The sequence below is a fragment of the Jeotgalicoccus sp. ATCC 8456 genome, assembly GCF_016313225.1.
Taxonomy (GTDB): Bacteria; Bacillota; Bacilli; order Staphylococcales; family Salinicoccaceae; genus Jeotgalicoccus; species Jeotgalicoccus marinus.
The window spans coordinates 1,342,326-1,356,418 of sequence record NZ_CP066224.1; the positions used below are offsets into that span (position 1 = coordinate 1,342,326).

Genomic DNA, 14,093 nt, shown 5'->3' on the forward strand with positions numbered 1-14,093 from the left:
ATTATTAGTTAAGTAAGCTTTCTGCGTGTATGCCGATGCGCTTAAACAAATCGATTGCAGTATCGATTTCTTCATCGTCTAATTCTTCAAACACTTTATTGATAACCGCTTCTTGTTCTACAACTCTTGCTCTCATATATGCTTTACCTTCATCCGTGATGCAAGCAAACATTTTTCTTCTGTCTTCTGGACAAGGTTGCCGATACAAAAAGCCTCTTTCTTCTAATTTGTCGATAACGTAAGTGATGCTCCCGCTACCCATGAGAATCCTTTTCCCAATCGATTGAATCGCTTGATCTCCTTTATGGTAGAGCAATTCCAGAACAGCGTATTCATTTAAGTTAATCTCTTTCTTTAAAAAATCTTGCTTGATTAGCTTTTGAACAGATTGAGATGATTTGATGAGAACAGTAAATGCTTTAATCCGAGCTTCATTTTGATTCACTAGCGGCACCTCCTTATATTTCTAATTTGAATATATTAAATTTAATCTTTTTATATTGTATTAGTTAGAAATAGAAAAATCAAGGACTTTATTTCGATTTCTAATAATAAAATGTATTGATTAGTCTGAATATTTATTGAATTAAGATAAGTGTTGTGCTATTGTTAGTAAAAAATTGTTTCAAAGAGGGTCTATGATGATAGAGATCAAAGAGTTAACCACATTAGAAGAAATAGAAAAAATAGGCGAGCTTGAAAAAAGCATCTGGGGTATGACTCCCTTACCAATGCACCAGACTTTAACGGCCGTTAAAAACGGCGGGATCGTAATAGGGGCTTTTGATAATGAAAAGATAATTGGCTTTAGTTATGGATTCGCAGGCTTTAAAGATGGATTTACCTATTTATGTTCACATATGCTTGGGATTGATGAAAGCTATCGTTCTAAACGTATTGGTCAACAACTTAAGGAAGCTCAAGCAAAGAGTGCTCTTAAAAAGGGCTATGCTGAAATGCACTGGACTTTTGATCCCTTAGAAACAAGGAATGCTTATTTAAACCTATCTAAACTTGGTGGCATCGTTAATGTGTACATGGAGAACGCATACGGCAAAATGACAGATGGAATAAATAAGGGGCTCCCTTCAGACTGTTTTGAAGTTCACTGGTTTTTATCGAGTGAGCATAGACGGTCTTTCCAGGCTCCTAGCTTAGATGATGCGCTCGTCTTAAATGAGGTATCTATAAAAGATGGTGTACCAAGCTTTAGTCGTGTGTCACAGCAGACATTAACTGAACCCGTATATGGCGTGAAAGTACCTAAGGATTTTCAACATGTAAAGAAGATCGATTCAACAATCGCCTTAAACTGGCGTTTAAAGACAAGGGAAATATTCCAAGCGCTTTTTAAAGCTGGTTATGCCGCAGTACATCTTTACCCAGAAGATGATACTGCGACTTATATTTTTGTACCTATAACATCATTAAATTTGGAGGCATATAAATAATGAAAATAGAAAAAGTTACATTAAGATTGATGGAAATGGAAATGAAAGCGCCGTTTACAACAAGTTTTGGCACATTTAAAAATAGAGCGTTTATTTTGGTCGAAGCAACTGCTGATGATGGTACAACAGGTTGGGGAGAAACTGTTGCATTTTATGCACCACTTTATAGTGAGGAAACAGTCAAAACAAACTGGCATATGTTAGAAGATTATTTAATTCCACTAATTTTAAATCAAGAAATTAACCATCCAGATGAAGTTAGTGAAATATTCTCTCCAATTAGAAAGAACAATATGGCAAAAGCAGCGCTAGAGGGCGCAATCTGGGATGTCTATGCGCGTCAAAACAATCAATCATTAGCAGAAGCGCTTGGAGGAACAAGAGAAACAATTGACGTCGGAATAAGTATCGGAATTCAAGATTCTATAGAATCACTGGTTGAAATTGTGAGAGGTTTCGTTGATGAAGGTTATAAACGAATTAAGGTAAAAATTAAGCCAGACTGGGATGTTGACGTCATGCGTACACTACGTCAAGAATTTCCAAATACGGCAATTATGGCAGATGCTAACTCTGCATACAGTCTTGAAGATGCACATTTACTACAAGAACTGGATGCCTTTGATTTAATGATGATTGAACAGCCTCTAGCATCGGATGACATCATTGACCATGCAACTTTACAAAAACAATTAAAAACACCGATTTGTTTAGATGAAAGTATCCATTCCTTAGAAGATGCGCGTAAGGCTGTTGAGCTCGGTAGCACAAAAATTATTAACATTAAAATTGGTCGAGTGGGTGGTTTAACTGAAGCGGTTAAAATTCACGACTACTGTCAGTCACATAACATCCCAGTCTGGTGTGGTGGCATGCTAGAGTCAGGTGTTGGCCGCGCACATAACGTGGCGTTAACGACCTTATCTAACTTCACTTTACCAGGAGATACTGCAAGCTCTAGCCGTTACTGGGATAAGGATATCATCGAACCTGAAGTCGTGTCTGAAGATGGTGTTATTGTTGTGCCTACAAATCCTGGTATAGGTTATGAAGTAAATCTAGAAGCGGTGGATCAATTTACAGTAAATAAAAAAGAGTTTAAATAAAAGGGGAGACAAATATGAAAAAGAGCTTCCAAATAGGTAGTGCCTTCGTCGGGTTGATTGTCGGTGCTGGTTTCGCTTCCGGACAAGAGGTGATGCAATATTTTACAAGCTTTGGTTTATGGGGAACAGTCGGTGCTATAGTCACCGGCCTACTCTTTATATTTTTAGGTTACACATTCGCTCAATTAGGGACTAAATTGCAAGCAAAATCCCACAGAGCTGTACTTTATTACATTGGTGGTAAGTATATCGGTCCAGTTCTAGATATTATCATCACTTTTTTCCTATTTGGTGTGGCAGTCGTAATGTTCGCAGGTTCTGGCTCGACTTTTGAACAAGTCCTTGGAATTAATACGATGGTAGGGAGCATCATAATGGTTGTGTTAACAATTCTTACCCTACTGTTAGATACTAATAAAATAATAGGTATCATTGCATCAATTACACCTTATTTAATTGCAGTTATCTTAATTATTGTTGTCTATTCAATTTTAACAATGAACATCACTTTTTCTGAAGCGGATGAAATCGCAAGAACCCAAGCACCTGCAGCATCAAATTGGCTACTAAGCGCCTTTTTATACGTCTCTTATAACTTAGCCGCTGGTGCTGCCCTACTTATAATTATGACGGGGAACATTAAAGACAAAAAAGTTGCTGGTTTAGGCGGAATTATTGGTGGGGCAATTTTAGGATTTTTAATCATCCTAATCCACACAGGTATGTTAGCAAGAATTGATGTGGTAGCTGGTTCGGATATGCCAACCCTAAAACTCGCTACAGAGATTAATCCAGTCGTTGGTATATTAACTGCGATTGCCTTACTTGGTATGATGTATAATACTGCAGTCGGTATGTTCTACTCATTCACTGTCCGTTTCTTCGCTCCAGAGAGTAAGGCATTTAATCCAGCTGTTATAATCATAGGAATTATAGGTTTCATTGCAAGCCTTGTTGGCTTTACAAACCTAGTAAGTAGTGTGTATTCACTCATGGGTTATCTTGGTTTTGCACTGATTATCCTAGCGCTCGTCGCTTGGTTTCGAAAACCTAAAACAAATGAATCTTAATGGAGGTATCTTATGCTAGATAGATTACTGAACGACTATAATCAAGAACTAAATTATGACGGTATAGATGGCAAACGTTTAGCACATAGATTATACGAATTATCCCAAATCGGATCGTTATCGTCTGGCGGTGTGAATCGACGTGGTTTTTCTAAAGAAGAAAAAGAAGCAAAAGCGCTTGTTACATCTTGGATGACAAAGGCTGGCCTTAAAGTTGAAACTGATGGTGCGGGTAATATCTTTGGTCGGTTAGTAGGTAAAGACAACAGTCAATCTGTTGCATCTGGCTCGCATTTAGATACTGTCCCAGCAGGCGGAAATTTTGACGGTGTACTCGGTGTCTTAGCTGCCCTAGAACTTGTAGAAGCTTGGCGAACACAGGATTTTACGCCTGAGAAATCTTTTGAAGTCGTCATTTTTAGTGATGAAGAAGGTGCCAGATTCTCCAGTGGAGTCTTTGGTAGTCGCGCATATACGGGGTTATTAACTGAAGAAATTATGGCAAATGTTAGAGATAGTGACGGTTTAAATCTGGAAGAAGTTTTAGAGCAATATGGTTCAAATTTAAACGACTTTAAAAATATAAAACAAAGAGATTGGACATTTTTTGCTGAGACACATATCGAACAGGGTAAGCTTCTAGAAAAACATAATCTACCTGTAGGAATTGTCAGTGGTATCGCTGGACAATCATGGTTAGAAATCGAGTTTAAAGGCCTAGCTGGGCATGCTGGTAATACACCGATGAACGACCGTCAGGACGCACTCGTCGCTGCAGGGCGTTTCGTTTCTGAAATTGAAACACTCCCATCTACAGTTAGTGATACTGCTGTTGCTACAGTGGGTAAACTGTCAGTATCTCCAAACGGCGCCAACGTTATTCCGGAATCAGTGAAACTCATCGTTGATATTAGAGATATTCATGAAGATACCAGAGAATTACTCATCGATAAAATCCGCAAACAAGCGAAGCAAATTTCTGATGAGCGGGGAATTGAAGTCTTTATTGAACGTACTTCCAGTGTTAAACCTATCCCAATCGATACGGTCTATAAAGAAGAATTGAAGTCAATTTTAAAAGCAATGAACATAGAACCACTTGAACTGCCTAGTGGCGCAGGTCATGATTCTATGAATATCGGCTTAGAGATACCTGTAGCAATGATCTTCGCACGAAGTGTAGATGGTATTAGTCATAATCCTAAAGAATGGACATCTTTAAATGACTGTGTGACCACTATACATGTCTTGAAGCAATTTATGGAAAAACAAATGAGAAAATAAAATATTAGAATAACAATGGCCGACTATCGTCAAAATAATCGGCCATTGTCTATTACATCCTAGAATTAAATGATTCTATTTTTAATTTAATTTCATCTCTAACACGCCGAAATTCTGAAAGTGGTAAACCTGCTGGATCATCAAGACCCCAGTGAGCTTTCTTAGTATTCTTAGGTAGGACTGGACAGTTATTATCAGCATCACTACACAAAGTAACGACTAAATCAGCTGTTCCTAAAATTTGCTTATCAATGATGTTGGACGTTTGTTGTGAAATATCTATTCCCACTTCATCCATAACAGTAACTGCATTTTCGTTAATGCCATGTGCCTCAATACCCGCTGAATATACCTTCCATTCAGCCCCCATGATTTCCTTCGCCCATGCCTCAGCCATCTGACTTCTACATGAGTTTCCTGTACATATAAAATAAATTGTTTTAGCCATCTTCTTCCTCCTAAAGGAATAGTAAAGTAAAGTATAACCCCAACAGAGTCAGTATAAGGACTGGTGGGGTAATCATGATGCCTATCTTAAAATATGTGCCCCATGAAATTTTCATATTTTTTGAAGCTAAAACATGAAGCCATAACAAGGTTGCTAATGAACCAATTGGTGTAATCTTTGGACCTAGGTCTGAACCTATAATATTCGCATAGATCATTGCCTCTTGTATGACACCTTGCACACCAGATTCTTTGATAGCAATTGCATTAATCATCACTGTAGGCATGTTGTTCATCATCGAAGATAGAACGGCTGCAATGCTTCCCATGCCCATTACTGTAGCCAGTAATCCATATTCTGTTATCTGTAAAAGTAAGTCTGATAAAACATCAGTCAATCCAACATTTCTTAAACCAAATACGACAACATACATCCCTATAGAAAATACGACGATATTCCATGGTGCCCCTTTAACTACTTGACCAACATTGACCACAGGTGATTTTATCGCTAATAGAATAAATACAATAGCTGTTAAACCGGCAATCAGTGAGACTGGAATCTGTAGAAACTCACTTGCAATATATCCTACTAAGAGGACAGACAAGACCAACCAAGAAACCTTAAACATAAAGCGATCTTTGATTAGACTATTCGGTTTAATAATAGCTTCTGAACTAAAGTGTTTCGGAATTGCTTTTCTGAAAAATAACCACAGTACAATAATACTTGCAATCAACGAGAATATATTCGGAATAATCATATGTAAGAAATACTCTAAGAATCCGATATTAAAATAGTCTGCTGACACAATATTAACCAGGTTACTCACCACAAGTGGTAAGGAAGTCGTATCTGCAATAAATCCAGAAGCAATTACAAATGGGAATATCGCTTGTTCCTTAAAGCTCAGCTGTCTGACCATCGCAAGTACAATTGGGGTTAAAATTAGTGCAGCACCATCATTCGCAAAGAATGCTGCTACAACTGCACCTAAAAGCATCATATTAACAAACATTTTTTTACTGCTACCATTTGAGGCTTTCACCATAAAACTTGCCGCCCATTCAAAGAATCCTATTTCATCTAGTATCAAAGAAATTATGATGACAGCAACAAAGGTCAGGGTGGCATTCCAAACAATACCCGTTACTTCAACGATATCTGAAAAGGAAACCACGCCAAAAATGATCGCAACAATCGCTCCAACGGCTGCCGAAATACCAATATCCAAGCCGCGTGGTTGTGTAATAACAAAAAATAAAGTAATTAAAAATATGAGTATTGCTAGTATCGTCATGCGTTACAATCCTCCGTTATGGAATGACAAATACACTCACTAGAAGGTCGACTAATCATATCTAGAGATTGTTTAAGATCATTTAAAATATCGTTATTTAATCGATACATAAATTTATTACCCTCTCTCCTTTTAGTGACCACTCTATTTTCGACCAGAACTTTCATATGATGACTTAAAGTGGGTTGACTAAAATTAAAATAAGATAAGATATCGTGTCCACACAATTCATTACAAGAAAGTAAATCTATAATCTCTAAACGACTTTCATCTGCCAATATCCTTAATTGTGTTGCTAGGTTGCTATAGTTCATATACTCACCTCGAATATAGATTACTATCTATATAGATATTTGTCTATATTATTTTTACATATTTTATACAAAAGAAAACATTCCCTTAACAGTACTGTGCTAATTTTATTAGTGAAACTTATAACATACTTGGAGGGCTTTATGAAACATTCAGATTTCACAAATCAGAAACATACATATGGTATTAGAAAATTCACTACAGGTGTAGGTGTTGCAGTTTTAGGCACATTCCTTTTCACCGGACTCGGGCAAACCGCTTCAGCAGATGAAGTGGAAACAGCTGAGGAAACAGCAACGATCGAGGAAGAAATCAATTCTGAAAATCCAGCTGAAGTAGTTGCAGAAACGAGTGAAGGAGTAGAAGGCGAAAAAATAACTAATGAGCTGCCTGTTGTTGAAGAGGAAGTAACGCCTACAGAACCTGTTGAACAAGCTACTGAAGCGCCTATGCCCATTGAAGAAGAAATCAATGATCCAACGCCAGCAGATGAAGTGAATGAAGCAGCTGTTGAAGAACAAGCGGAAGAAGTGCCTTCTGAGGATTTTTTAGAAGAGACCCCAGTTGAAGAAAGCATTGAAGAAGCGCCTGTTGAAGACGATGCTACAGAAGATGTCTTAGAAGAGGAAACACAAACTGAAGTCACACCTGTAGTGGAAGACACTAACGTTATTGAGGAAGAGACCGAAAAAACACTTGTCGAAGAGGAGGTAGTTGAGGAAGAAACACCTGTTGAAGAAGATACAGCTGAAGAGGTAGAGGAATACCCTGAAACAGCAAATGAAGAACTTGAAGTTACACATAAGAGCCGATACGAAACTGGGGCACCTTTTGATGGAGCGGGAACGGAAATTGTACAGCATAATCCTAAAAATAACTATATCTACTCTGTAAACGGTTATGAGACGTCATTAGATATCATTGATGGCTCTACCGAAGAATTAAAGCTTATAAATCAAATATTCTTAGAAGACTATGGAGTTGAAGCGGGCGACCTAACAAGTGTTGCCGTTAACCCTAGCGGTGAATATATTGCTGTCGCTGCCCCGGCTGAAGTAAAAACAGATAATGGACAAGTTGTGTTCTTTGATTATCTAGGAAAATATTTAAATCGTTTAACTGTTGGCGCACTTCCAGATATGCTGACATATACTCCGGATGGTGACTCATTATTAGTTGCGAATGAAGGTGAATTAAATGATGAGTATACAATCAATCCACCAGGTGGTATCTCAGTCATTGATACAAGAAAATCACCACAACACTTAACACAAGATGATGTAACGACTGTAAATGTAACAAAAGAAGATATTCCAGAAGATTTCCGTCCACTAGGTCCAAACCCTGATGAATATCATTTAAATGCCGAACCTGAATATATCGTTGTTGATAATAACAGTGAATATGCTTATGTCGCTTTCCAAGAAGTAAGTGCCATTGGTAAGTTCAATATCGCAAATAAATCTTTTGAAAGAATCCAATCTATGGGCTATAAAGATCACTCTATACCTGGCATGGGTATGGATGTTTCAGATGAGGACGGCGGAGCTGACATTACACCTGTACCAGTTTTAGGTATGTATCAACCTGATGGTATTGCTTTATATGAGGTTAACGGTGAAACGTATATAGTTACAGCTAACGAAGGTGACTCTCAAGACTATGATGGTTATAGTGAAGAAGTTAGAGTCTCTGATATTAAAGACTTGATTCAATTGGATGCACAGTATTATAACGGCTTTACACAAGAAGAACTAGATGACATGGTAGCAAATGGTCTCTTTGATGACGATCAGCTCGGTCGTTTAACAGTAACGTTAGATCATCCATTCAAAACAGGGGATATCCATAATGCAATTGTCTCATTTGGTGCACGTTCATTCTCTATTATGAGAGCTTCAGATATGGCGATGATCTATGACAGCGGTGATGAATTTGAGAAAACAACTCTTAACTACATTCCCGACTGGTTCAATGTTGATATTGAAGCACCAGATGAACTAGCGATGGATGGCCGTAGTGATAACAAGGGCCCTGAAACAGAGTCTGTAGTAGTGGGTACAGTCGGCGAAGAGCAATATGCCTTTATTGGATCGGAGCGTACTGGTGGATTCTTCATATATAACGTGAGCAATCCGGATGCAACCTATTTCGTCGACTACGTATATGATGCATCACTTACAGACATCTCTCCTGAAGGAATGGACTTTATAGCCGCAGAAGATAGCCCTGAAGGTGTACCAATGCTAGCTGTAGGTCATGAATTATCAGGTACCATTTCACTCTTTGAACTCACGTCATTATTAAATAACGACGTAGAAAATGGTTCTACAGATGTAGAAGATAACGGTACAGAAGATGTCATGGTTGATGGAGAAGATTCAAATGATAAAAAACCAGATTTAGACAAGGAAGATATTATAAAGGATGTTAGTGCATCAGATTCAGATGAAGTGACAGCTAGCAATGATGTTTCACGTGAAAATACGGCTGTTACAAAAACATCAACGAATGCTAGAATGACTGCAGATCCAAACCTTACTACTGCGGCAGTTAGCCAAGTCACAGAACAAAGCAGTAAGAAAGACAGCCAAGAAACCCTACCAAACACTGGAATCACTGCACCAGAAACAGGTGTACTTGCTGCAATTCTATTAGGCTTAGGTGGTTTCTTTACCTTCTTTAGAAGAAATAGAAAAGAACAGTAAGACATGATTACAATAATAAAGGCATGCTCTCTAGAGAGCATGCCTTTATTGTGTTTCTTTGTATAAGAATGCTACGCTACTATAATGGTTCACTTCTAATGTGAAATCTGACGCCTCTTGGCCCTTCGACACTAAACATACCACCTATACCTTTTACAACATCTACTGTAATCTGAGTATATTTCCAATATTCATATTGTTTCTCGTTCATATAGAACGGCACACCTTCAATATCTCCTAGGTGTACGTCTACATCACCAATAATCATCATGCCTTTTTTTAAACACATTGGACTAGAGCCATCACAGCAACCACCAGATTGGTGGAAGATTAACTCGCCGTGTTCTTCTTTCAACTCATTGATGAGTGTTTTGGCTTCATCTGTCGCCAGTACTTGTTCTAATACTGCCACTTAGAAGAATCCTTTCGGAGACTCACTATAACTCACTAGCAAGTTCTTAGTTTGTTGATAATGTTCTAGCATCATCTTATGGTTTTCTCGGCCAATACCACTCATCTTATATCCACCGAAGGCTGCATGGGCTGGATAGTCATGATACGTATTCACCCATACTCGACCAGCTTGTATCGCTCTTCCAAGTCTATACGCTCTATTTTGACTACGTGTCCAGACACCTGCACCTAGGCCGTACAGTGTATCATTGGCAATTTCAATTGCTTCATCGTCATCTTTATAAGTTGCTACTGCTAATACCGGTCCAAAAATTTCTTCTTGGAAGATTCTCATCTTATTGTTGCCTTTAAAGATTGTCGGTTCAAAGTAATAACCATTTGCAATATCTCCATCAAATTCTTGAAGATTACCACCTGTTAATATCTCTGCACCTTCTTTACGGCCGATATCCAGATATGAAGCAATTTTTTCTTTTTGTTCATTAGAAGTTTGAGCACCCATCATTGTATTTGGATCTAAGGGATTACCAACTTTAATCTCTTCTACTCTTTTAACGACACGTTCCATAAACGCATCAAAGATATCTTCATGCACGAGTGCTCTTGATGGACACGTACAAACTTCACCTTGGTTTAAGGCGAACATCACTAAACCTTCAATAGCTTTATCAAGATATTCATCATCTGCATCCATCACATCTTTTGCAAAGATATTCGGTGACTTACCACCAAGCTCTAAAGTAACCGGAATTAAGTTCTGACTGGCATTTTGCATGATGATACGACCCGTTGTCGTTTCACCAGTGAAAGCAATCTTATTAATACCATTATGTGTTGCTAGCGCTTGACCTGCTTCAGAACCAAAGCCGTTCACAATGTTTAAGACACCTTTTGGTAGAATGTCTTGGACTAATTCAACAAAATGTAGAATTGTCGTTGGTGTTTGTTCAGCTGGTTTTAGAACAATTGAGTTCCCTGCAGCTAAGGCTGGAGCAATTTTCCACGTTGCCATCAACAGTGGGAAGTTCCAAGGAATAATCTGTCCAACAACACCTAAAGGCTCGTGGTAGTGGTAAGCAACAGTATCATTATCTATTTGTGAAATACCACCTTCCTGCGCACGAATTACACCTGCAAAATATCTAAAGTGATCTACGACTAAAGGTAAGTCTGCATTTAAAGTTTCACGTACTGCCTTACCATTTTCAAAAGTCTCTAAAACAGCAAGTTCTTCTAAGTTTTCTTCAACACGATCTGCAATCTTCAAGAGTATATTACTACGTTCAGTTGGTGATGTTAATGCCCATGATTTTTGAGCTTCTGTTGCTGCTGCAACAGCCTTATCAACATCTTCCTGCTTAGACCGAGGTACTTTAGATACGACCTCACCTAAAACAGGTGATTCATTATCAAAGTACTCATTGTCTGATGGTGGCGTCCATTCTCCACCGATAAAGTTTTCGTATTGGCTTTTGATTTTGTACTTAGCGTCAGCTTTGTTTGGAAATTCAAATACCACTTTATTACCCCCTTCATTTATACTTTCTATCTGTATTCTAACTAATCAGACAATTGAATGTAAAGGCTTTCACCTCGTCAAATTTAAAATGGGTGAGCTTAACTTATATTCTTTCTCATAAGTCTCGCTCACCCATCCTCATTTAACAATTAAAACTGGAATTTCTGATTTTTTAACGACTTTTCGACTTAAGCTTCCCATCATTATCTCTTGTAGACTATTTAATCCTCTACTGCCTAGCGTTATAATATCGTAATCTCTGCTATTAGCGTATTTAATGACAGTTTCTTCAGGTATACCACGTTCTATAACAACGTTATAATCAACGTTACTTTCGTCGAATAGCGTTGTGATGGAATCCAGATTCGCTGGCTTCAGCCCATGTAATACTTCATCCTTCGAATGTTCAATTTCGGTAACATTCAGCACTGTTACCTTTGTTTTTTCACCGATAAAATGCATCAACTCTACTGCTGCACGAAAACTATTTTCTGAACCATCCGCTGCCAATAAAACTGATTGATACACCGTACCCCTCCTAGTTTAAGTAAGATGTTGTTCGTTTAATTCGCTTAATTCCTTCATAATTTTTCTACTATCAGCGTTAAGTTTTGAGACAAATACCATGTTCCCTTTATCTTCAAACTTTCTAACTATAGTATCAATGGCATCCACCGCAGAATCATCCCACAAATGTGCCTGTGAAAAATCTAAGTAGATATGCTTATCATAGGGTCTAAATTCTATCTGTTCAATCATTGTGTCAATTGAAGCAAAGAATACTTGCCCCACAACACGAAATGTAAAATGATGTTCTGATTCATCCATTTCGACTGATACTTTAGAAATCTTAGTCGCAAAGAATATGGCACTAAAGAATACGCCTGCCACAACACCAATCGCCAGATTATCTGTTAACAAGATTATAGCAACAGATAATAACATTACAAAGACATCCGTCCTTGGTGCAGTTCTTATATACTTGAAGGTTTTCCAATCAAAGGTACTAATAGTAACAACGACCATAATCCCTGCCAGGATCGGCATAGGGATTCGGACAACCAAATCGCCCAGTACAATAATCATCAGCATGAGCACAAAACCAGCTGTAAAAGTAGAGAGTCTCGTCGTCGCTCCTGATCTCACATTAATAACAGATTGTCCTATCATTGCACAGCCTCCCATTCCTCCAAAAAAACCTGTTACGAGGTTCGCTATACCCTGACCCCTAGACTCTCTATTTTTACTAGAGTAAGTATCAGTTGCATTATCAACGATACGTGCGGTTAATAAACTTTCCACCAAACCAACTATTGCCATAGATAGTGAATATGGGAAAATTATTTTTAAAGTTTCCAATGTAAATGGTACATCAGGAATTAAAAAGCTCGGCAATGACTTTTCAATTGCACCAAGGTCACCTACAGTTCTAACCTCAGCTCCAAATATCATGTAGGCCGCTGTTAAGGTCACTATCGCAATCAATGGAGCGGGTATAGTCCTTAAGAATTTTGGTACAACATATAAAATAATTAAAGTAATAATGAAATAAATATATGTATCAAGTGATATACCAAATATATGCTGTAGTTGTGCCATAAAAATCATGATCGCTAAGGCATTTACAAAACCAATCATAACCGAATTTGGTATGAACTTAAGTAGTTTTCCTACCTTAAATATACCTAGTAAGATTTGAATGATACCCATTAGAATCGTTGCTGCAAATAAATACTCTACACCATAATCCCGTACTAGCGGTACGACAATTAAGGCAACTGCACCAGTTGCAGCTGAAATCATTGCCGGGCGACCACCCACAAGGGATATAATGACGGCAATAAGAAATGATGCATATAAACCAACCATTGGATCTACGCCTGCGATGATTGAGAATGCGATCGCTTCTGGTATTAATGCTAGGGCAACCACTATACCAGCTAGGATGTTTGTGCCTGGAGCAGTCAACCATTCTCTTTTAAATTTTTCCAACATTTTCTAACTCCTCAAAGATTAATGCATATTATTATAGCAGATGTTTGTTTATAAAATGTTAAGATCACACTTATTTATTCGCAACATGATAAAATTTAATATAAAATAATTATATATAGTGTAAATATACGAGGAGGAGCTATCATGAGAGCTGAACTCACTAAGTTTAAAGTTAAAGAAGGAAAAAGCGAAATAGTTGATGAGTGGATTAAATACATGCAAGAGAACATGGATGATGTTTTGATGAACTTAGAAGGAGAAAAGATGTACGTAGAAACAATCTTCCGAGAGGTCTTCATGGATGTTGAATACTTATACTGGTACAGCATTCAAGCTGATGATGGTGAGAAAATCAGTGATGCAGATATCGATGAGAAACACCTAGAATATATGGATGCTTGTATCGATAAGACATTCCGACCAGCTGATATGCAAGCAGAAGTAATTATGTTACCTGATCATATCAGACAACTAATTCGCTGACCG

At 37.9% G+C, this 14,093-nt stretch carries 14 protein-coding genes; 6 read left to right on the forward strand and 8 right to left on the reverse strand.

Annotated features, from left to right (window positions below):
* Positions 1–4: 4 nt before the first annotated feature.
* Positions 5–445, reverse strand: a complete 441-nt coding sequence (locus tag JEM45_RS06955) for a MarR family winged helix-turn-helix transcriptional regulator (RefSeq protein ID WP_026865909.1) — start codon at positions 443–445, stop codon at positions 5–7.
* 196 nt (positions 446–641) lie between these two features.
* On the opposite strand from JEM45_RS06955, the gene JEM45_RS06960 reads away from it, so the two are divergent.
* The 4 genes from JEM45_RS06960 to JEM45_RS06975 are packed head-to-tail and all read left to right on the forward strand — an operon-like array spanning position 642 to position 4,911.
* Positions 642–1,451 (forward strand): GNAT family N-acetyltransferase, encoded by an 810-nt coding sequence (locus tag JEM45_RS06960; RefSeq protein ID WP_198687165.1) that lies wholly within the window; start codon positions 642–644, stop codon positions 1,449–1,451.
* Positions 1,451–2,557 carry an o-succinylbenzoate synthase gene (gene menC / locus JEM45_RS06965; RefSeq protein ID WP_026865911.1) on the forward strand — a complete coding sequence of 369 codons (1,107 nt, stop codon included), beginning with the start codon at positions 1,451–1,453 and terminating at the stop codon, positions 2,555–2,557. Before JEM45_RS06960 ends, menC begins: the two co-directional genes overlap by 1 nt.
* A gap of 14 nt (positions 2,558–2,571) precedes the next feature.
* Positions 2,572–3,627 (forward strand): YkvI family membrane protein, encoded by a 1,056-nt coding sequence (locus tag JEM45_RS06970; RefSeq protein WP_026865912.1) that lies wholly within the window; start codon positions 2,572–2,574, stop codon positions 3,625–3,627.
* 12 nt (positions 3,628–3,639) lie between these two features.
* Positions 3,640–4,911, forward strand: coding sequence for a M20 family metallo-hydrolase (locus JEM45_RS06975; protein WP_026865913.1), 1,272 nt, complete (start codon positions 3,640–3,642; stop codon positions 4,909–4,911).
* Positions 4,912–4,963: 52 nt separating this feature from the next.
* Here JEM45_RS06975 and arsC read toward each other — a convergent pair whose 3' ends face one another.
* The 3 genes from arsC to JEM45_RS06990 are packed head-to-tail and all read right to left on the reverse strand — an operon-like array spanning position 4,964 to position 6,973.
* Positions 4,964–5,359: an arsenate reductase (thioredoxin) gene (gene arsC / locus JEM45_RS06980; RefSeq protein WP_026865914.1), complete on the reverse strand. Its 396-nt coding sequence runs from the start codon at positions 5,357–5,359 to the stop codon at positions 4,964–4,966.
* A 10-nt stretch (positions 5,360–5,369) separates the two neighbouring features.
* On the reverse strand, positions 5,370–6,659 hold the full coding sequence (locus JEM45_RS06985) for an arsenic transporter (RefSeq protein ID WP_166626324.1): 1,290 nt from the start codon (positions 6,657–6,659) through the stop codon (positions 5,370–5,372).
* Positions 6,656–6,973 carry an ArsR/SmtB family transcription factor gene (locus JEM45_RS06990; protein WP_166626325.1) on the reverse strand — a complete coding sequence of 106 codons (318 nt, stop codon included), beginning with the start codon at positions 6,971–6,973 and terminating at the stop codon, positions 6,656–6,658. Before JEM45_RS06990 ends, JEM45_RS06985 begins: the two co-directional genes overlap by 4 nt.
* A 141-nt stretch (positions 6,974–7,114) precedes the next feature.
* Between JEM45_RS06990 and JEM45_RS06995 the strand changes: the two genes are divergently transcribed.
* Positions 7,115–9,679, forward strand: a complete 2,565-nt coding sequence (locus JEM45_RS06995) for a choice-of-anchor I family protein (protein WP_235678842.1) — start codon at positions 7,115–7,117, stop codon at positions 9,677–9,679.
* Between the two features lie 79 nt (positions 9,680–9,758).
* Here JEM45_RS06995 and JEM45_RS07000 read toward each other — a convergent pair whose 3' ends face one another.
* From JEM45_RS07000 to JEM45_RS07015, 4 genes are all read right to left on the reverse strand, one after another.
* A complete protein-coding gene (locus JEM45_RS07000) occupies positions 9,759–10,091 on the reverse strand; it encodes a DUF779 domain-containing protein (RefSeq protein WP_166626326.1) in 333 nt (110 codons plus the stop codon).
* Positions 10,092–11,612 carry an acetaldehyde dehydrogenase ExaC gene (locus JEM45_RS07005; RefSeq protein ID WP_026865918.1) on the reverse strand — a complete coding sequence of 507 codons (1,521 nt, stop codon included), beginning with the start codon at positions 11,610–11,612 and terminating at the stop codon, positions 10,092–10,094.
* Between the two features lie 138 nt (positions 11,613–11,750).
* Positions 11,751–12,140 carry a universal stress protein gene (locus JEM45_RS07010; RefSeq protein WP_026865919.1) on the reverse strand — a complete coding sequence of 130 codons (390 nt, stop codon included), beginning with the start codon at positions 12,138–12,140 and terminating at the stop codon, positions 11,751–11,753.
* A 15-nt stretch (positions 12,141–12,155) separates the two neighbouring features.
* Positions 12,156–13,607 (reverse strand): SulP family inorganic anion transporter, encoded by a 1,452-nt coding sequence (locus JEM45_RS07015; RefSeq protein ID WP_166626327.1) that lies wholly within the window; start codon positions 13,605–13,607, stop codon positions 12,156–12,158.
* A 144-nt stretch (positions 13,608–13,751) separates the two neighbouring features.
* Between JEM45_RS07015 and JEM45_RS07020 the strand changes: the two genes are divergently transcribed.
* A complete protein-coding gene (locus JEM45_RS07020; protein WP_026865921.1) occupies positions 13,752–14,090 on the forward strand; it encodes a DUF6176 family protein in 339 nt (112 codons plus the stop codon).
* The last annotated feature ends 3 nt before the right edge of the window (positions 14,091–14,093 follow it).

Bases quoted from the DNA above. Each gene is read 5' to 3' on its own strand.
- JEM45_RS06960 (WP_198687165.1), top strand. From the start codon at position 642: ATGATAGAGATCAAAGAGTTAACCACATTAGAAGAAATAGAAAAAATA.
- menC (WP_026865911.1), top strand. From the start codon at position 1,451: ATGAAAATAGAAAAAGTTACATTAAGATTGATGGAAATGGAAATGAAA.
- JEM45_RS06970 (WP_026865912.1), top strand. From the start codon at position 2,572: ATGAAAAAGAGCTTCCAAATAGGTAGTGCCTTCGTCGGGTTGATTGTC.
- JEM45_RS06975 (WP_026865913.1), top strand. From the start codon at position 3,640: ATGCTAGATAGATTACTGAACGACTATAATCAAGAACTAAATTATGAC.
- arsC (WP_026865914.1), bottom strand. From the start codon at position 5,359: ATGGCTAAAACAATTTATTTTATATGTACAGGAAACTCATGTAGAAGT.
- JEM45_RS06985 (WP_166626324.1), bottom strand. From the start codon at position 6,659: ATGACGATACTAGCAATACTCATATTTTTAATTACTTTATTTTTTGTT.
- JEM45_RS06990 (WP_166626325.1), bottom strand. From the start codon at position 6,973: ATGAACTATAGCAACCTAGCAACACAATTAAGGATATTGGCAGATGAA.
- JEM45_RS06995 (WP_235678842.1), top strand. From the start codon at position 7,115: ATGAAACATTCAGATTTCACAAATCAGAAACATACATATGGTATTAGA.
- JEM45_RS07015 (WP_166626327.1), bottom strand. From the start codon at position 13,607: ATGTTGGAAAAATTTAAAAGAGAATGGTTGACTGCTCCAGGCACAAAC.
- JEM45_RS07020 (WP_026865921.1), top strand. From the start codon at position 13,752: ATGAGAGCTGAACTCACTAAGTTTAAAGTTAAAGAAGGAAAAAGCGAA.